General features: G+C 35.0%; 19 protein-coding genes, 1 pseudogene and 1 riboswitch. Of the genes and pseudogenes, 9 read left to right on the top strand and 11 right to left on the bottom strand.

The window, feature by feature from the left end; genetic code table 11:
* Nucleotides 1-77 precede the first annotated feature (77 nt).
* Entirely contained in the window at nt 78-467 is a 390-nt protein-coding gene (locus ACFVT8_RS18315; protein ID WP_387084585.1) for a RidA family protein, read from the bottom strand.
* 435 nt (nt 468-902) lie between these two features.
* Here ACFVT8_RS18315 and ACFVT8_RS18310 point away from each other — a divergent pair, with 435 nt between their 5' ends.
* The 5 genes from ACFVT8_RS18310 to ACFVT8_RS18290 all read left to right on the top strand — a co-directional run bounded on the left by ACFVT8_RS18310 (nt 903) and on the right by ACFVT8_RS18290 (nt 5552).
* Nucleotides 903-1946, top strand: coding sequence for an AI-2E family transporter (locus ACFVT8_RS18310; protein ID WP_387084583.1), 1044 nt, complete (start codon nt 903-905; stop codon nt 1944-1946).
* 587 nt (nt 1947-2533) lie between these two features.
* Nucleotides 2534-2797 (top strand): CD3324 family protein, encoded by a 264-nt coding sequence (locus tag ACFVT8_RS18305; protein ID WP_387084581.1) that lies wholly within the window; start codon nt 2534-2536, stop codon nt 2795-2797.
* A 124-nt stretch (nt 2798-2921) separates the two neighbouring features.
* Nucleotides 2922-3461 carry a GNAT family N-acetyltransferase gene (locus ACFVT8_RS18300; RefSeq protein ID WP_387084579.1) on the top strand — a complete coding sequence of 180 codons (540 nt, stop codon included), beginning with the start codon at nt 2922-2924 and terminating at the stop codon, nt 3459-3461.
* 177 nt (nt 3462-3638) lie between these two features.
* Complete coding sequence (locus ACFVT8_RS18295; RefSeq protein ID WP_387084577.1) at nt 3639-4307, top strand: GntR family transcriptional regulator; 669 nt, start codon at nt 3639-3641, stop codon at nt 4305-4307.
* Between the two features lie 24 nt (nt 4308-4331).
* The gene (locus ACFVT8_RS18290; protein WP_387084576.1) at nt 4332-5552 is read left to right on the top strand and encodes an MDR family MFS transporter; all 1221 of its coding nucleotides are present in this window, start codon (nt 4332-4334) and stop codon (nt 5550-5552) included.
* 129 nt (nt 5553-5681) lie between these two features.
* Here the strand turns inward: ACFVT8_RS18290 and ACFVT8_RS18285 are convergent, their stop codons facing one another.
* Nucleotides 5682-7010 (bottom strand): MATE family efflux transporter, encoded by a 1329-nt coding sequence (locus ACFVT8_RS18285; RefSeq protein ID WP_387084574.1) that lies wholly within the window; start codon nt 7008-7010, stop codon nt 5682-5684.
* Entirely contained in the window at nt 6997-7464 is a 468-nt protein-coding gene (locus tag ACFVT8_RS18280) for a GNAT family N-acetyltransferase (RefSeq protein ID WP_387084571.1), read from the bottom strand. Before ACFVT8_RS18280 ends, ACFVT8_RS18285 begins: the two co-directional genes overlap by 14 nt.
* A gap of 274 nt (nt 7465-7738) precedes the next feature.
* Here ACFVT8_RS18280 and ACFVT8_RS18275 point away from each other — a divergent pair, with 274 nt between their 5' ends.
* Nucleotides 7739-8569, top strand: coding sequence for a MerR family transcriptional regulator (locus tag ACFVT8_RS18275; protein WP_387084569.1), 831 nt, complete (start codon nt 7739-7741; stop codon nt 8567-8569).
* A gap of 38 nt (nt 8570-8607) precedes the next feature.
* Here ACFVT8_RS18275 and ACFVT8_RS18270 read toward each other — a convergent pair whose 3' ends face one another.
* Both ACFVT8_RS18270 and ACFVT8_RS18265 read right to left on the bottom strand, forming a co-directional pair.
* Entirely contained in the window at nt 8608-10017 is a 1410-nt protein-coding gene (locus ACFVT8_RS18270) for an alpha/beta hydrolase family protein (protein WP_387084568.1), read from the bottom strand.
* 127 nt (nt 10018-10144) lie between these two features.
* Nucleotides 10145-10786, bottom strand: a complete 642-nt coding sequence (locus tag ACFVT8_RS18265) for a TetR/AcrR family transcriptional regulator (RefSeq protein WP_387084566.1) — start codon at nt 10784-10786, stop codon at nt 10145-10147.
* 188 nt (nt 10787-10974) lie between these two features.
* Here ACFVT8_RS18265 and ACFVT8_RS18260 point away from each other — a divergent pair.
* Nucleotides 10975-11173 (top strand): annotated as a pseudogene (locus tag ACFVT8_RS18260) (DUF4272 domain-containing protein); the annotation flags it as partial.
* A gap of 55 nt (nt 11174-11228) precedes the next feature.
* Here the strand turns inward: ACFVT8_RS18260 and ACFVT8_RS18255 are convergent.
* From ACFVT8_RS18255 to ACFVT8_RS18245, 3 genes are all read right to left on the bottom strand, one after another.
* On the bottom strand, nt 11229-12653 hold the full coding sequence (locus ACFVT8_RS18255; protein ID WP_387084564.1) for an erythromycin esterase family protein: 1425 nt from the start codon (nt 12651-12653) through the stop codon (nt 11229-11231).
* 180 nt (nt 12654-12833) lie between these two features.
* Nucleotides 12834-13187, bottom strand: a complete 354-nt coding sequence (locus tag ACFVT8_RS18250) for a hypothetical protein (RefSeq protein ID WP_387084562.1) — start codon at nt 13185-13187, stop codon at nt 12834-12836.
* A gap of 23 nt (nt 13188-13210) precedes the next feature.
* Nucleotides 13211-13906, bottom strand: a complete 696-nt coding sequence (locus ACFVT8_RS18245; RefSeq protein WP_387084560.1) for a DUF2225 domain-containing protein — start codon at nt 13904-13906, stop codon at nt 13211-13213.
* Nucleotides 13907-14498: 592 nt separating this feature from the next.
* Here ACFVT8_RS18245 and ACFVT8_RS18240 point away from each other — a divergent pair.
* Together ACFVT8_RS18240 and ACFVT8_RS18235 are read left to right on the top strand one after the other, a co-directional pair.
* Nucleotides 14499-15272, top strand: coding sequence for a Cof-type HAD-IIB family hydrolase (locus ACFVT8_RS18240; RefSeq protein ID WP_387084558.1), 774 nt, complete (start codon nt 14499-14501; stop codon nt 15270-15272).
* A gap of 216 nt (nt 15273-15488) precedes the next feature.
* Nucleotides 15489-16085: a DedA family protein gene (locus ACFVT8_RS18235; protein WP_387084556.1), complete on the top strand. Its 597-nt coding sequence runs from the start codon at nt 15489-15491 to the stop codon at nt 16083-16085.
* Nucleotides 16086-16140: 55 nt separating this feature from the next.
* Here the strand turns inward: ACFVT8_RS18235 and ACFVT8_RS18230 are convergent, their stop codons facing one another.
* From ACFVT8_RS18230 to ACFVT8_RS18220, 3 genes are all read right to left on the bottom strand, one after another.
* Nucleotides 16141-16878: a cyclase family protein gene (locus tag ACFVT8_RS18230; RefSeq protein WP_387084554.1), complete on the bottom strand. Its 738-nt coding sequence runs from the start codon at nt 16876-16878 to the stop codon at nt 16141-16143.
* 94 nt (nt 16879-16972) lie between these two features.
* Nucleotides 16973-17078: riboswitch (SAM riboswitch) on the bottom strand.
* A 148-nt stretch (nt 17079-17226) separates the two neighbouring features.
* Nucleotides 17227-17637, bottom strand: coding sequence for a YuzC family spore coat inner layer protein (locus ACFVT8_RS18225; protein WP_387084552.1), 411 nt, complete (start codon nt 17635-17637; stop codon nt 17227-17229).
* Between the two features lie 371 nt (nt 17638-18008).
* Nucleotides 18009-19193, bottom strand: a complete 1185-nt coding sequence (locus ACFVT8_RS18220; protein WP_387084550.1) for an MFS transporter — start codon at nt 19191-19193, stop codon at nt 18009-18011.
* Nucleotides 19194-19217 lie beyond the last annotated feature (24 nt).

Here is a 19217-nt window from a genome sequence, read left to right as displayed (position 1 = left end):
TCCCGGTCCTCGTTTTTATCACAAAATTTAATACAAATTTAGACGCACACCCTTGTTAATTTAAACATATTATAAGTTTACATTTCCTTACAAGCCCAGGCATCAATCTCAACCTTTAGAGAAGGAGCTGCAAGCGCAACTACGTATATCAATGTCATACACGGAAGGTGATCACCAAGAAATTCATTTATTATCTGTTTTCTTTGGTCTACATTAATTTCCCCAACCAAATAAAGGGCTATCTTCGTTAAGTCTTGAATGTCCATATTCGCACTTTCAAGATTCTTCCTGATATTTTCTAATGCCAATTTCATTTGAGCTAATGGCTCTTCAGGTATAGTCCTGTCTTCTTCCATTCCTATTTGTCCAGATAGTGTTAACCATCTCTGTGGTCCTGTCACTTCAATTTGATGTACATAAGGAGCAACTGGTTGATGAATGCCCTTCGGGTTTCTTGAAACTTTCATATAATCAATCCTTTCTATATAATTTTAGTTTGAAATTTTTATAAGAATATCATACTAAACCTAAAGATAAAAAATCTAATTTTAGTACTATCATAAAAGAACTTACATTGGCTATCATGGTGTTCAAAGGGTTATAATAGACTCATAGAATTAAGGCTTTTAACGCTGATAGGCTTTCAAAAATATTGATATTAATTTGATAAGGCATACTATTCTTTTCGCTCCTTGGATTCATTAATTTCTTATGAGACTTATAAAGCGCAAGCATTTAAGTCTTATTCTAGGTATTGGTGGGAATAATAATCCAATGAAGGGGGCGTTTACATAAGGATGATACGTAATGTTTTACATCAATTTATTAATTGTTTTTGTTCATTTGATAGCGACACCCAAGCAGTAAAGGCCGCGAAGCCGTTTTGTAGAAGGAGTGAATACATGAGTAATTTCTTTCGAAGCCATGGATTTAAACGTTTTTTAATCCTAGCTGGGATCGCTATTGCACTATACATGATGCGAAGTATGATCAATCTTATTCTTCTCACGTTCATTATTACTTACTTGATGAACCAGCTTACCACGAAAACAACAAAAGAGATTAGAAAGTACGTACGGGTGGGCGAGAAAACTGTGACAGTTATCCTCTATCTTTTACTTGTTGCAGGTATTGTTGCAATTATCTACAAGTATTTGCCTGTCGTAACCCAACAAATTACACAGCTCTTTGATCTTATTGCTAGCTTTAGTCTCAACCCAAATGATAACGAGATTGCAAGGTATTTAGCTCCAACCTTTGACAAGATTGAACTTGGTAAATATTTAGAACAAGGTGTAGACATTACACTAAAGAATCTTACGAATATTGGTAAAATCATTTTGCATATATTCATCGCACTAATTTTGAGCTTGTTTATTTTACTTGAGAAGAAACGTATTATAGAATTTACAGCGAAATTTAAAGATAGCAAAATGAGCCATCTTTACGATGAATTACACTATTTCTCAAAGATATTCGTTCGTTCGTTCGGTAAAGTTATTGAGGCGCAGTTCATTATTTCCGCTATCAACTGTGTTTTATCTGTTATTGCTTTATACATTATGGGCTTCCCGCATTTAATTGCGCTGGGGATCATGCTCTTTATACTGGGATTGGTGCCAGTTGCAGGGGTCATCATGTCCTTGATTCCTCTAACTATAATCGCATACAGTATCGGTGGTCCGATGTACATTGTCTATATCTTGATGATCGTTATGGTACTACATGCTGTGGAGGCATACTTCTTAAATCCGAAACTAATGTCTGCTAAGACAAATCTTCCAATTTTCTATACATTCATGGTCATTCTCTTCTCAGAGCATTTTCTTGGTGTATGGGGATTAATTATTGGTATTCCATTATTCATGTTCCTTCTCGATATTCTCGGAGTTACGTCCTCAGAGGATGATCGGCAACAGGCGATGGAAATACAAGAGGATAAATAATTTAAATAAAGTTCGTTCAAAAAGGAATCAAGTGTGTATGATTCCTTTTTGTTTTTTCTTAGTTGGGAATATTTACATATGGTAAGGTGTAATATGAGTATGTTGACAAGTTAGGGGGGAGAGAAGTGAGTAATTATGTTCAGTTGCTAGATTTGGAAGCAGCCCATGCAAAGCCTAATTTTAATATGGCAATACTTTGCATGGGGTGAATTTCAAATTATTTCAGCAAAGACATTTGTAACTGCCGTTTCACTTTCGTTACAGAAAACATTGCTGAAATAAAGGAACTCAGTCTAAGAACACCACGTCCTGTGGCAACGACTGAGTGACCAACATCATGTTGGCCCAAAGCCTCCGGCGGATGTCATGGAATCGGAAAGGAGTTCTTAGGGGATGTTAGCCTAAAACCATCGCATCCATGCGATAACGGCTAACTGACCTGCATCACGCAGGCCTAAGCACAAAGCCGATTCCGGACGCAATTATGCCGAGGCATAATTGATTATTTGCCTCGAAGTATTTCTTATAAAATTAGCTTTGCTACCTTATTTTATTAATTTCAAAATAAAAATGAGGGGTTGGCATAAATGGCTTATAAGAAGGCTTCAGTTATCTTACCAAAAGAGCTTTTATTAGAAATCCAAAAATATGTTCAAGGTGAAATGATTTATATTCCTAAAACAGAAAACACTTATTTAGAGTGGGGTGCCAGTTCAGGCACAAAGAAATATATTAAGGATAGGAATAAGTCTATAAAAGAAGCATTTACTCATGGAGTTTCCATTGAACAATTATCTGCGGAGTATCATTTAGCGGTAGAAACGATTAAAAAAATTATATATACAAAGTAATTTTTAAAGCACTAGCAGTTGATATGTTAGTGCTTTTCATATGTCTAGAACGATTCTTAATTGAACTAGGCATATTCTTTCTACTTGAAATCTTGTTCAATATAGTTAAAGGGAGGGCTTTTTTATGATTACGGGACAAAGTGTATTTTTAAGACCAATTACTGAAAACGATGCAGATAGTGTCTACAAGTGTTTTCAAAATGAAGAAATCATGTATATGACGGGTACACGTAACATTTTAACGAAGGATAAGATTAGTGAGGCTTTGATTCTATTTAACGAAGATTCCACACGCCATGATTTTGCTATTTGTTTAGTAGAAAATAGCAAAGTTATCGGTGATTTAGCCATTATGGAAATAGACTTAGACAATAAAAAGGCAATATTTCGCATAGCTTTACATAGTACAGAAGATTGCGGAAAGGGATATGGGACTGAAGCGGTTCAGCTTGTTCAAAAATTTACGTTTGAGGAGCTTCAGCTTAATCGCCTAGAGTTACAAGTTTTCTCTCATAATATTCGGGGAATCAAATCGTACGAAAAGGTAGGCTTCAAAAAGGAAGGAACTTTAAGGCAATCTTTATATATGAACGGTAAGTATTCTGATGAAATAATTATGAGTATTCTACGTGATGAATATATGGAATTAAAAAAGAGCCATTAGAAAATATAGATAAATTGCCAGCACTGATTTGTTAGTGCTGGATTTTTGCTTTTATTTGCTAAATTACAATAAATAGGTTGCTACTCTTTTCTGTAAAAAATTAAAGAAAACACTACTGATATGTGATATATTACATATCAGTAGTGTTGTATAGATTTTCCATGGAGGTAATGAGTAGTGGAACAATTAGATTCTAAGAAAAAACTCAAGCGGACATTTGTACGTGAAGAAGCATATATGATTATAAGGGATTGGATTGTTGACGGGACTTTACAGCCTAATCAACAATTGCGAGACAAAGAATTAGCGGAGCAATTAGGCGTTAGTCGAACACCTATAAGAGAAGCGTTATTACGGTTAGAGGATGAAGGGTTTGTACAGACCAAACCTAATCGTTCCACTACGGTTTCTCCAATTGATTCCAATGAAGTATTACATCTCTATTCTATTGGCCGGACTCTTGAGCAATTGGCTATGGAACAGGCGTTTGAAAATATTGAGGACGAGCACCTTCAAATGATGGAGACTATTAATCTAGAGCTTAAAAAAGCAATTACAGAAGGAAATCAATTGAATGCGGTGGAGCGTGATAATGAGTTCCACTTGGTTTTTATCGATATTTCTCCAAATAAGGAATTGAAGCGAATACTTGTAAATGTTAAACAAAAACTCAAACGTGTTGAGCTATTTTATTTTGATTTAGTAGAGGATGTTCATTTTTCTTGTGAAGAGCATGAGCGGATTATAGAGGCGATCAAACAAAAAGATTTATCTTTAGTACTTGATGAAATTGAGAAAAACTGGAGACTAAGTTTCGCTAGAATTCAAAATCATTTGGTTGATTAATTTAAAAAACAAAGGGGTTGTGCAATGAGTAGAATTCAGACTTATATAAAGGAATATCATCCGATTGTACATACATTAATTTTTGGCACTATACTAATTACCTTAACAAGTTCAATGAGTATGCCTTTTCTAGCTATTTTTTTAAGTCAGTCAGCAAACTTAGATTTTGCGACTATAGGATTTATTATTGGTATAGGTCCTTTAGCAGGAACTTTTTGTGGACTAATTGGGGGAGTCCTTTCAGATTTTATTGGTAGAAAGAAGTTAATGTTACTATCTTTAATAGGGTTAAGCATTGCTTTTTTTGGTTTTATTACTACTACAAATATTATTGGCTTAATGTTTTTTAGTATTCTTAGGGGACTGGCTCAAGCTTTCTTTGGCACCGTTTCAAAGGCACTAATGGCCGATTTAACACCAGATAGTAAAAGATATAAAATGTTTGCTAATCGTTATTTAGCATTGAACATTGGGTTTGCTGTAGGGCCTATGTTAGGCGCATTTTTAGGTATAGGCGGTAGTACGATAGCATTTGTATTAACTTCTTCTGTGTATGTTATCTATGGAGCTGTTTTATATTTTATGCTTAGAGCTGTTAAAGATCATGACGATTCACCTGTATCCGGAGAAAGCATCAATATGACACTATTATGGAATACACTGCGTAGTGATGTACCTTTACTTTTATTTATTATAGGTGGAACATTATTAACTACTGTGCATGGTCAAATGTCAGTAACACTTTCTCAATATTTACAGGCAAATATTATAGATGGGATAAAATTATTTGCTGCATTGATGAGTATTAACGGTTTTACTGTACTAATACTTCAAATTCCGTTAACTAGATGGTCAGAGCGTTTTACATTTGTACAAAGAATAGCATTTGGATGTGTGTTATTTGCTTTAGGAGAGATAGGGTTTGCATTTTCAACTAGTTGGATACCGTTCATCATCTCCATGCTAGTATTTACTCTAGGTGAGATACTTGTCATTCCAGCTGAATATTCTCAGGTCGATGAAATTACACCACCAAACTTAAGGGGTACTTACTATGGAGCTCAAAGCTTAGGTGAGTTTGGAAATTTTGTTGGTCCTTGGTTTGGCGGTATCTTGCTGTCAGTGTATGGAGGAACAACTATGTTTTTATTTATGGCCTTCATATCCCTATTAGGTAGTTATTTCTTTTATTTAGGGAAGAGGAGTTTTAGTAAGAAGAATAGTTGTCATCAAATATTTAATTGAATAATAAGCTTGATTGAGATAAAGACGGTTGGACTTATGAAAGATAGAAATTAAACAGCTAACCCCCTTTCGATTAGTGAAATGAAAGGGGGTTAACTTGATTTATTGTGCTTTTAAGGAACTTGCTTCTTAAGAAATTGTATGTGTTTTCTTCTTCATAAATATAAAAATTAGCAATGCCGTAATACCTTCTGCAACAGGGAATGTCCACCAGATAGCTTGTGGGCCAAGGAATTTAGGCAATAATACGAGAGCAGGGATAAATAATATAATACTGCGAAGTAACATAATGGTTGTTGCAAGACGTATTTTTTCAATGGATTGGAAGAATTCCGCAAATACCATGTTCACTCCAAGGAATACATATCCAATGGCAAAGTGTACGAAGCCTTGTGTTGCCATATTGCGAATTTCAAACGTACTATCACCGAACAATGCTATTAGCTGAGAAGGGAATAACGTAGCAATTATGACAGTAATTAAACCCATAATAAATGCAGTGGCTATACCGATTTTCAATAACGCTGTTAATCGCTCTATTAATCTCGCACCGTGGTGATAACTAACTAGGGGCTGTAGGGCCATGCCGATACCAAGGAACACTGTTAATAGTACAGTGTGAATATAGTTAATCATTGCGTAGGCGGTTACTCCATCTGAGCCCAAATAGTGTAAAAATGTTACATTATATAAAATAACCATAACAGCAACGGAGGCTTCAACGATAAAGCTTGGTAGCCCAATAGTAAATATTTTCTTTAAATCAGATAGGCTGAAAAATTTACGCACAAATTTTAATTCGGATTGCTTTCGGGAGAAATGTAGGCAAAGCACCGACATACCGATTATTGTGGAGAGTGCTGTAGCTAGGGCACAGCCAGTTACACCGTAATGGAGCACGAAAATAAAGATGTAGTTTAAAATAATGTTCAACACAGATGTAGTGACTAAGCCAAGCATCGCAAGCTTTGGATTACCATCATTTCGTATAAAAATGCTTAGTAAGTTTTCGATTGTATAGAACACACCGAAAATCAAAATAACATGTAGGTACTCTTTGACATAAGGAAAGGTAACATCACTCGCCCCGAATATATAGGAGATTTCCTTTAAATTTACCAAAAGTATTAGAATCAATGCCATAACGACAACGATCATTGTTGTAAATGCTAATGTAAAGAGTTGGTGCGCCCGTTTTTTATTGCCCTCACCGAGAGAAATTGAAAATAATGTTGCCCCACCCATACCAATCCAAAGGGAAATAGATAGTAAAATTGAGAAAATCGGTACAGCGATATTTACTCCTGCTAAAGCGGTTGGTCCAACTCCGTGACTAACGAAAATACCATCCACTAAAATATTGACGGACATCAGCAACATACCAATCATAGCCGGAAATAAGTATGATAAAAACAAGGGCTTTAGTGGTTTTGTTTCAATTGGATTAATGGTGGTCATGAGCATGTACCTCCTTTACCATCACCTTTTCACCTTTGTCATCTAGCTCACCGTTAAAGACGAAACCAAATTTCTTATATAGCTCAATAGCTACTATATTGTTGTCATAAACGCTTAAATATATATTTTGACAGCTGTATTTGCCTACTAAATAATTAATAAGCTGCTGTAAAAAGTACTTTCCTAATCCTTTGTGCTGAAAACGCTCATCAATGAGATAACGATCTAACCAAACGCGTTGTGTAGTGCCCTTATGCGGGAACACACCATACATAGCGAAGCCGACTGCAATATCTTCCCTAAACAATCCAACAGGAATAAAGCGTTTATCTGTTTCTGCCTCGGCTAAGCATTGTTCTGTACTTTCAATAAAATTCTGCTGATTATCTGCGATACGTAATGCCAATATTTCTTCTTTGTTTAAAGCTGTAATGTCACGAATTTCCGTGAACATAATGTCAAAACCTTTCTATTTATAATTTCTTTCAGCGAATGTCACGGAAATCGGAAAGGGGTTCATTAGGATGTACGCCACGTCTTGTGGCATTACCAAAATGACCACATCGTGTTGACCCTCATGTTGTTGCTGTCGCTAATTTTGCGCTGCGCTTTCGCACAAAAAACATTGAAGGCCAAAGCACAAAACTGATTCCGGATGCATACTTGCTTGTGAATAGCTACAATTTAATGTATATAGTAACTATATAGTCAAGGAGGGAAACTTAAAAATGTTTAATAAAAATGTAAAATATTTTACAACTGGTGAGTTCGCTAAAATTTGTAAGGTCAATAAACAAACGCTAATTTACTACGATCAAATCGGTTTATTATCCCCAATTATGAAAGATAATAAAGACTATCGTTATTATTCTATTGTACAATATGAATTTTTTAGTGTGATAGAGCTATTAAAGGCGGTTGGTATGTCTTTAAAGGATATTCAAAAATATATGGCAGAAAAATCACCTGAAAATTTCTTGGACTTAATGTATCAGCAAAAGGAAATTGTAGCGAAAAAACGGCGAGAGTTAGAGATGATTGAAAGCATTATTGATGTAAAAATCGATTTAACAAAAGAAGCCTTAAATCTTGATTTTGGTAGCATTACGATTGAACATCTTCCAGAGGCAACGTTGTATTTAAGTAAAAACATCGAGAATTCGACGGAAGAGCAGTTTACGAAGGCTGTTTCAGATTTTATAGATGAATTAGATCGCTCTCAATTAGACACAGGTTATCCCATTGGAGGAATTACAAGAAGAGAGCAAGTATTAGCCGGAAACTATGATAATTATAGTCATTTGTATATAGAGCAACCACACCCACGAGAAGGTCATCCTTATTTCGAGGCGATTGAAGGAGATTTTATTGTTGGATATCATGTAGGAGATTCTACTACGCTTGGTGAAACTTACGAGCGATTATTTAAAGTTATGCAAGAAAAAGATTTTGAACTAGGGCAGTACGTATATGAGGAATATATTTATGACGCCGTTATTAAAAATCGTGAAGAGGACTATGTAACGAAAATTATGATAGAAATTAAAAAGGGTTGTTGATAAGTTAATTATCAACAACCCTGGATTTCCAATATGCTTTAGTGCAACGTTAAGTTTATATCAGGATGTTCCTTCTGAATTTCTTCTAATTTATTGTCATTGATTCCTTTTAAATTTTTATTAAAAAAGCCTAGTGACAATTCATTAATCAGTTTAAAAATAGCATTCACATCTGCGCCAGATTCATTAATAATTGGCGAAACTGCTGCTAAATCTGTAAAACTTCCATGATTTGTTTTTGGAATAATAGCTGTGTAAACACCAGGCTTTTCAATCGTTTTATTTCTTAAATAGGATTCTACAAACAATTCATCTCGATTACCTGGTTGTTGGCTATATGCTTCTTTCATAAAATTAATGGATGCCTCCGCATTTAAAAGCATAAACGGCTTTTCTGGGCCATTTGTTGGCATACCGTCACCATATAAACCACCATCCATATCAATTGCCGCTTTAATGCGATCATCTTTTACAAGCATTTGTGCAGAAGTCGCACCACCAAAAGAGTGGCCAAGCATACCAATATTGTCATAATCAATTAACGCTGTAATTGCTTTAAAATTCTTATCAAAATCACCTTTAATGACCTCATCTAAAACAAATGATGTATCCTGTTCCCAAAGCTTGATACGATCACTCAGGAAGGTAATTGTATTTTCAATTGGTGTAAAATCCACACGATCTCCATCTGGGAATACAGTTGTTGTCGCATCACCTGTAAAGTTAAGAGCGACCACTACATAGCCATGGCTTGCTAGCTCCTCTAATTGGAAGGTGTTTTGGCGACTATATAAACTCATTCCATGGGCAAAGAATAGAAGCGGGAATTTTCCTTTTGCCTTTATCGGCGTTGCATCTTTATAAGAATGAGTTTCCGTCAATCCTAAATGTGTTGTAGCGATATACGGAAAACCTTGTGTGGTTGCTAATTGTTGTGTTAAGGCCTCTATATGCTCAAAGTAAGGGGCGGGCTGTCCAGTCCCTTTTTCAGCTGGATAATAAACCTGTATCATTAATTCTCGATTTACCTGATGATTAGGTACGACAATTTCTTTACGATTCTTATCGATGAGGTGAAATTCCTGGGTTCCTACTGAATATTCACCTGTAGGTTCAGGAAAAGATATGATTGGAAAAAGCTTTGGTAAGGTGAACATTCCAAATGCTGCTGCAGCAATACCTACAAGTTTAAAAATTTTCATACTTAATTTTTTTGAAACAATCGTGCTTTTAGGCTTTACAAAAACCTGCAGTGTCAATACTAATGAAACAATATAAGCAGGGGTCATACGCCAGTTAGCACCAATGGAAATAATTGTAGCTAATAATAGTATATAGTTGACAACTAACATAAAAATATTAATTTTAGTTATCCCACGCTGTCTAAATGTCAGTAAAAAGCTTGATAATAATAAAACAATCGTAAATATAACTTCTAAGGTTTTCATATTATATCTCCTTTTACGTACATGCGAATGTATGTAATTGTTCAGTGGTGTAGAATTACAAGAAATCTATTACATACATACAAATGTATGTAATAGATTAAAATAATAAACTACATAAAGTAGTCTACTATTCGTGAACTCTATCAAATAAAGCTAAAAATACGTTCTTCAATTCATCATTTACCAATGGCATTCCAATCCCTTCGAACAGTAAACTAATATGTTCGAGTTTTTGAATAAACTCAGCTCGGCTTACACGAAATATTTCTGGATTCATCCAAATGTCAAAAAGCATTGTGAAGGTCTCAGCTGCTTGCTTCGGAAAAGCAATTTGTAGTGATCCGTCTCGATTTCCTTCTTCAATAATTTTTTGAATGCCTGGCGCAACAACCTGTATTCCTTCTGTGATGCGACTATAAACAAACTCAGCAGAATTCATTTTTAAAGGGATCGTGGATAGGTTTTCTTCTCTGACACTTTGAGAAATTGAAAAAGAAATTCCTTGTCTTAAACGTTCTAAAGCATTTAAGTTTTCTAAATCGGATACTTCATTAAAATAATTATTTGCCGTCAGCATTTCTTTTGTAATGGCATCAATAACATCAGCACGTGTTTTAAAATGATGATAGAAAGCTCCTCGAGTGATATCTCCCACATCATCTACAATCTCTTGAATTGTTACATTGTCCCAACCATTTACAGTGAATAATTTAACAGCTGATTCAATAATTTTTTTTCTCGTAATTTCTGGATATTTATTTCTGGCCATAAAATATCTCCTTATAGATACATTCGAATGTATTTATAATAATAGAGTGAGCCGTCTTAATTGTCAACAACATACTATTTAGTTCAAAGCAATTAGAAAAGAACTAGTAAAGGTAAGTAATTTTGCATGTATGTTGAGCTTTAATGGAAGTAAAATCCTAGTGTTTTAAAGCGAATTGAAGTCTAGTCCTGCGTAATCAGGAAGAGATATTAGATGTAGCTGATAAGATTTACAGCTACCATTGGGCTTGTGTAGATAGTCGAATAAAAGACCAAGCGGGCTCCTGCCGGGATGAATGAAAGCATCGTCATGGAAAGGCGAAGAGGCTTGTTCTGGATGATAGGGTATCGAAGTGAAGAATGGGATAACATGCCGATGGATAATTAAATATAAAAGAAAAATAGCAAACTAGAAGAAAAACTAGTTTGCTATTTTTATATTCTTATTTTATATAATGTGGTTTGCTTACTTTATCAATCAGCAGAAGGCCATCATATTGATCTCGTGGAACAAGACTTTCCTGAATCATTCCCCAGCTATACGATAAACGTGGCTCAAACATCCATGAGTTTCCTCGCTCATTTTGACGGTTTCGCATGTCGATAAATGTGTATGGTTTATTTGAAGATGAAACAATATCCTCGATTGATCCTTTTACTGTCGGTAAAACGGCCATAGGTTCACCCATATTGTTTGCTGTTTCCCCACTAGTCATATAAAGACCAAGTACATAACTATATTTCTTGTAGATATCTGGTAGACGTTCACCCATCAATTTTACCGGATAAGGAGAACCCATTACTTCGGATTGTGCTTTACGAATATGGTCATTATGCGCCCAGACGATAAATTTTTCAGTTGGATAAATTTCCTCTGCTAACCAAAGAAGGTTTTCCATCATTGATTGGTCACGCCATTCCATTGTCTTTAAAAAAGAATCATATTTATTTTGTTCAAATTCAATATTTGCTTGGATTGATAGTTCTACATATTCGTCTGCTAAACGGATACGGTCAGCTAAAGTACGTTCCATAAGCTTTACAATATGAGGTTCGCTCGGATAAGCCGCTTTTAACTCTTTTTCTTTTAGCTGTACTTGTGATTTTACTAGTTTATACACTTCGATAATACTAGGTTTCGCCTTTTGGTAGCCTTTTAGATCCTTACCAAGGCTCCAGTCTACAAGTTGCTCCTCTATTTCACTTAACTGTTTAGCAAGCTTACTATTTTGTAGCCAGTTGCCGTTTGTAAATGCACCTTGCTGTTGAATATCAAAGCCTGCTAATTTTAAAGGTTTATCTGTATTCTGTGTTTTTTTAGCATACTCAAATAACGGCAGTGTTTCTTTTGACCACCATACACCAAAAATAGCATCCTTCATCGTTTGTTGCGCTGTTTGTTTATCAATTTGTCCTTGAGCATTCATGGCATTCCCCATACCACTTTCAAAGGCTAGGACATTGTAGCCCATTTCTTGGTGTAAAAATTGAATTAAACGTGTTTTCGCTAGGCTAAATTCTGCTGCGCCGTGTGAACTTTCCCCTAAAAAAACGATGCGCTTATCATGCAATAAAGGCTTTAGCATCTCTAAATCTTCAAATTTAGTAGATGGAATGTTTTGTTGACTAATTGCTTCGGGTTGAATGGATGTTAAGCTGTAAGCATGGTCGTTTGCCCACTTTTTCCAATCTTGAAGAGTTTCACTGGATGTGCGAGCTTGCTTTATTTCTAAATTGTTTTCCAAAGCTACACGTTCTTCTATCGCTGGAACTGCTGCCGATGCATTTGATACTCCGCTAAACGCTGTAAAGCTTGCTAACGCAATACTTAATGAGAATAAAACCTTACGATTCTTACCTTTTGTCACTTTCTATCAGTCCTTCGCTATATGTTAAGGTCAATTATAGATAGTGAAGTTTAAAGTAAAAGGGGAGTTTGTTTAAATTTTGTTTAAATTTGGTTTAGTGTCATTATTTTGGATTATTTGAGTGGAGACAGATAAAAAACATCTCTATCGCGTAAGTACACTGTAGAGATGTTAACTATTTTATTTATAGTGATACGTGCTAGCTCTCGGATTATTCCGCTGTATTTGATTGAACCATGCACGATCCTTTTCCTCTTGTTTTAAAGTGTTAACGATGGTTGATGAGCAACTAACACAGATTTTTGCCTGAGTAACTTGTCCGCAGCGCTCACAGGGTGCGCCTAAATTAGGGAAAATCGATTTTTTTAATTTTCCTGCTTTTACCCATTTATAGAGTAGCTCAGATGAAACCCCAGTTAATTTAACTACTTCATCATTCGTTAAATAGCGATTATTTTTTCTCAGTAAAAAATGATGTAGTTCTGAAAAAATATCTTCTTCTCTCACATCAATCCTTTTAGTTAATAGCTGCATGTTGATTACACTCCTCGTTTACTTCAATTGATGACTTCTTCTATACTTTCATTTGCGTTGCTAGGTTGCTCGTCATATTTATAGTTTTCCCAGCGATTTCGTGCTAGTTTACGATATTTATTGGAAACATTTCGATCTGCTATTAGTCGAGAGAATCCTTTTTTCGCTTCAGCAATATCTCCGAGTCGAAGACTTAATTCTGCATGTAAAAATTGAATTCTCTCGCCACCCTCTTGATTGGATGCGAAAGATTTGCTGTAAAAGTCCCTTGCAGCAAAAAGGTAGCGCATTTCCGATTCATGATCATTTTTTAAGCGATATAGCCAGGCTATTTTTAATGCGAAATTGGCCATAAGAAGTGACTCTTCCATTGATGCTCTTGATACGAGATAAGCTAATTTAAAGCTTACAATGGCATCATCGATTGTACGTTCCTTGCACATATCCATTGGTTTTTGAAGCTCTTTTATGTACAGCTCATCAATAAGAAGCATGAAAGGTCCGTATGTTCTTGTCATAGATTTATGGTAAGCATAGCCACAATGTGGACAAACGGCAACCTCATACAATAACGGGTTTAATCCTTCATAAACTGGCATGAAGTCTGTTTGTTCTTCGATAATTTTATATCGATTAGGGCGCACTTTATATGTGGTAAAATGCTTTTTGCAAAACTTGCAATCCACATTACTTTCATAGTAGTAAATGTTAAATGCCATAAGAATCAACTCCTTTACATCTCAAAATTTTTATTTCTTTTGTTCTATTTATATGTTGGACTGTATCGTTCAATATATTTATTTAAGTTTCCTTTTATTTTAACAATTCTATGTTCTTTGGTATACTCCTTTAGAATTATTAAAGTAAAAATGTTCATTACATTCTCAGTTATTTGAAATTTTGATATATACCCGTAATAGTGTTTATCGGCGTAGTTTAAAGCAAGTTATACATTCGTTTTAGTTTGTCAAATAACGTACAAATTTAAATAATTATTGATGTGTTTATTATAAAATCGAGTGTGTAGGTTATAATGCCTATTTCATGATTTTGATATAAAAATGTTTCTTAATGTAAAATTACAAGTATATTGATTAGGGAAATATAGGATTATTATTAAGCAACAAAGAGGAGTCACTCAACACTCGCCTATAGTGGAAAATGATATTTATATCAGGGTGATCGGGGTAGGGCTGAGCGACTTCTTGGAGATCATCGTCCCTCAAGTGTTACCCGAAGTTGGCCATGTTATGGTGAGGTTCCTCTAATCGATATACCTAATAAAATTATGTAAAACGATGGGAGCGAACGATGGATTATAAAATTGTATTTTTTGACGTAGATGGAACACTTGTTAATTATGAAGATGGTCGTATTGAAGAAAGTACAAAAATCGCTATTGAGCAATTAAAAAACAAAGGAATTCATATTGTTGCTGCTACAGGAAGACCTTTATCAATGTGTCAAGATTTAATAAACATAGGCATAGAAACGTTTATTACCGCTAATGGTGCCCATGTTAAGTATCAAGATCAAGTAATACATAAAATTCCTATTGCAAAGGAAATTGTCCACGCAGTTAAGGCTTTTGCTGAAGACAATAAACAAAGCCTGTCGTTTTTTACAGAACAATTATCGATGAATAACGTCCAAGAACAAGAGACATTAAAAGCCATGCGAGAAACATTATCTTTGCAAGAGTTTCCCGTTATTAATGAAGATATTTCAACGCAAGAGGTTTACTTAATGTGTTTATATGGCGATGAGGATATTGAGAAAAAGTATATTACAAATTTCCCTCATTTATTATTTAAGAGGTGGCATCCGTATATTACAAATGTTTTGCAACATGATATTTCCAAATCTATTGCTGTCCAAGCTGTACTAGATTATTTCGACTTGAGTTCTGAGGAAGCACTTGCTTTTGGCGATGGAGATAATGATATCGACATGCTAGAGCAGGTTGGCTTTGGTATTGCAATGGGCAACGGTAGTAAAGCATTAAAAAATGTCGCTAATTATGTAACGAAGAAATCAACGGAAGACGGTATTGATTATGCTCTACGTGAGCTACAAATAATTTAATTATTTTAAAGTGAATAATATTTTAGGTAAATTAAAATATAAATCAACTAGTCTCTAAGAAAAAACTATAGTTATAAAACGCATTTTTTTACGATACAACATTGATTGTTTTCATGGAGAAAACTGTATTTAATCCATAATACTCATAAAGTTGTGTCCTTTGAGTTATTATAAAGCTAACTATTAAAATTATTACGCTTTAGGTGGGATGGATTTATGGCGCATCACGTGCAATCTCTTATTGAACATTATGGATATTTTGGCATCATTCTTATCCTAGTTGGGGGGATTGTCGGGCTGCCACTTCCTGATGAGATATTTTTGACATATGTAGGGTATAGTGTATATCAAGAAACTCTTGCACATATTCCAGCATTAATCAGCGCTATTATAGGTGCAGCGGGGGGGATTACCCTGAGTTACTATATAGGCTATAAATTCGGGCTACCTTTATTACGAAAATACGGTTCGAAAGTCCATATTACTGAACAGAAAATTGATTTTACTAAAAAATTATTTGAAAAAATTGGACCGATATTATTATTAATAGGATATTTTATTCCTGGTGTACGACATCTTACTGCCTATATTGCGGCAATTAATAATTATCCTTATAAAAAATTTGCTTTCTTTGCTTATACGGGAGCAACTATATGGACATTTACTTTTATTACCTTAGGGAAGGTACTTGGAGAGAAGTGGCATTATGTTGGGTTATATTTATCCCGCTACAGTATTTATGTTATAGTATTGTTCATCATCATTATGTTGATTGTTTATTTTGTTTTCAAAAGAAAGAATACATCTAGATAAATTAAATTTATGAAGGGTCTGATTCAATATTTATTGAATCAGACCCTTTGCTATATTAAGGTAATATTGCGAATGAACGGACAGGGAATCCAGACGCTTTTTCAGGCTTTGGCACAATATTGAATATAGCAGCGCCTTTTGGAGGGAGCTTATCTAAATTTGTCATAAGCTCAATTTGGTAAGTATCTTGCTCTAGCACAAAATATTCGCCGTCTAACTTACCATTTTTACGAAAATCAGCTGCTGAATCCGTATCAAAAGTTTCGTGGCCAATAGCACTTACTTTTCGTTCGTTGAATAAAAATTGTAACGCTTCTAATCCCCAGCCTGGAATGTGATTATTGCCATCAGCGTCTTTGTTGCTGAAAGACTCTTTATCTGGCCAACGTTTACTCCAATCGGTACGTAGCGCAACAAAGGTACCTGCTTCAATTTCCCCATATTGAGCTTCAAAGTCGAGAATATCTTGAACACTTAACGTGTAGTCGTTATTAGTTTCGGCTTCTTTAGATTTATCAATAACGATTAGTGGTAGCACTAGTTCTTTTAGCTCCAATTCCTCTAAATAGCGTGTATCTCGCACAAAATGGATAGGTGGGTCGATATGTGTTCCATATTGCCCAGGGAAAGTGAATTGTTGTGCAAAGAAGCCGTCGTCATGCGAAAATAATGTTTCAAATTTTGCATCATCAAACATAAAGAAATGTGGAGAATTTGGACCAAAAGTATGTGTTAAATCTACCCATTCTTTCGATTTCAATAGTTGAATTGCTTGTAAAAGTTCGTTTGTCATAATAGTTCCCTGCTTTCTTTTAATTAGAATGTAAAAACAAAAAAGAGTCCTCCTTGAAGAAGAGGACTCTTGCGCAAAGCAACTGAAGTAAGTCTTCTCATCTTCAAGGCCAAATTTTTGCCAATTGGAATTAGCACCATACCTATAGGCTGGTTGCTGAGACTTCATAGGGCCAATCCCTCCGTCTCTCTTGATAAGAAAAAAACGATATAAGAATTTTCAGAAATAACGATTACAAACACTTTAGCATATTTATTTATTGTTTACAAGTTCAATAGGAATACAAGGTTAAAATTCATAAAGATTATAAAGGCAAAAAAAGAGGGCCCTTTTCAAAGGACCAACTCTTCACCAACCCAAAATTAGTGTTAGCTTACAACAGCTACTTTCAGTAAATGTTATACGTAACCCATCTGGTGTATATGCGGTTTCGAATTTTATAGTAATGCCTGTTGACGCAATTAACTTTTCAACTTCGGTTTTATTTGATTGTTGTGCTGCGTTCATAAGATCATGCGCAAATTGCTCTGATTCATCAATTTTATCCGTAAGTAATTGTGCTTGCTGCATAATAACCTTGATCCGTTTCGCAGAAGTCTTCAATTTCTTTGTATTGACGATTGGAAATGGGCTTCTATTTGTTGGGTTTGTCGGCATTGCTAGATGGCTAGAAGGGTGTTGAATTGTTGGTTGATTTGCCATTACCCATGCCGGATAATAATTAGGATAGACAAAATACGGATAAGGATTGTAATACAACTAAATTCCTCCTATCCTATGCTGATACCTTATATTATGTACAACTAAGACTTTCGGTGTTAATGGTTAACTTTGAAAAAACTGAGAGAAAAATGATCTGACCCAAAAAAGTTAGATTGGTGTCTAACTTTTACGGGGCAGTTCAAAAGGGCTCAGTTGAATGGGTTAACTCTCGATCAACTTATACTTCTTCTAGATGAAAAAAATTGTGCAATATATGATGAGGCAATATTCAATCGTCATTAGACTATCTGTATCCAAATTTCAAGGCATGTTTTGATGATACTTTCCTTCAATCAAATAAATAGCAAAAAGGAAGGCGCTTTTTAGACAGCACCTTCCTCACATTTTTTTACCTGTAAGCAATGTATTTATTTTTTGTTTCTATCGAAGATTAACCATAGTAACGTAGTAACTGCAGCAACCATCACCATACCGAATCCGTATATAGGAGTATGAGCTAATGATTGTTGGCGAACGATGATTCCTCCAATGTAGGATCCTAGAAAAATACCAATGTTAAAGGCCGAAATATTTAATGCTGAAGCCATTGAAATAGCTGATGGTATATATTTTTCTGAAATCTGAACGGCATAAAGCTGTAATCCCGGTACATTCATAAACATAAATAGCCCCATAATTAAGACCATTATTAATCCACCGATTGATGATTCTAAAAAGAAGTTGATGCCGAGTAGCGCTAATGCTAAGCCAATAAGGATAATAAAAATAGAACGTAAAGGGTTATTATTCGCAAAATGACCACCTAATGTATTACCGATGGCAACACAAATACCGTATACAACTAAAATCACGACTATTGCTTTAGGTGAGTAGCCCATATACTGCTCTAAAATAGGAGAAATATACGTATACACTACGAATGCGCCACCATATCCAATTGCAGTAATAAAGAGAATTAATAGCATTCTTATATTTCCTAATACTTTCCCGATATCTCGAATAGATATTGGATTCCCTTTAGTTAATTGACTAGGTACAAGTAGGGCATTACTAATTAAGCCAATAATACCTATGATAACTATGAAAATGAACGACATTCGCCAATCAGTTATTTGTCCAATAAAAGTCCCTAGTGGGACACCAGTCACAGTTGCTAATGTTAGTCCTGTAAACATAAAAGCTATTGCACTTGCTCGTTTATTAGGCGCTACAACATCTGCAGCGATAACAGAGGCAATAGACATAAACACACCATGTGCTAATGCTGAAATAACACGCCCCGTTAGTAGTAATGAGAATGAGGGTGCTAATGCTGCAAGTAAATTACCGATAATAAATAGTACCATAACAAGCAGTAATACATTTTTGCGACTTATGCGCGATGTTAATGCTGTTAAAAGCGGTGCACCAATAGTTACACCTAGTGCATATATGGATACGGTTAAACCCGCAGTACTTAATGTTATATCAAAATTTTCTGTAATTAATGGAAGTAGTCCAACGCTTATAAATTCTGTAGAACCGATACCAAATGCACTAATCGCAAGTGCGAGTAATGTTAGTTTGGCATTCGGCACTTTTGTATCTTTCATTCTAATAATATCTCCTTTGATTTC

It is taken from the genome of Lysinibacillus sp. NPDC058147, assembly GCF_042884205.1.
Classification (GTDB): Bacteria; Bacillota; Bacilli; order Bacillales_A; family Planococcaceae; genus Lysinibacillus.
The sequence above is the reverse complement of the archived record's forward strand: the minus strand, read 5'-3'. Positions and strand labels throughout refer to the sequence as shown.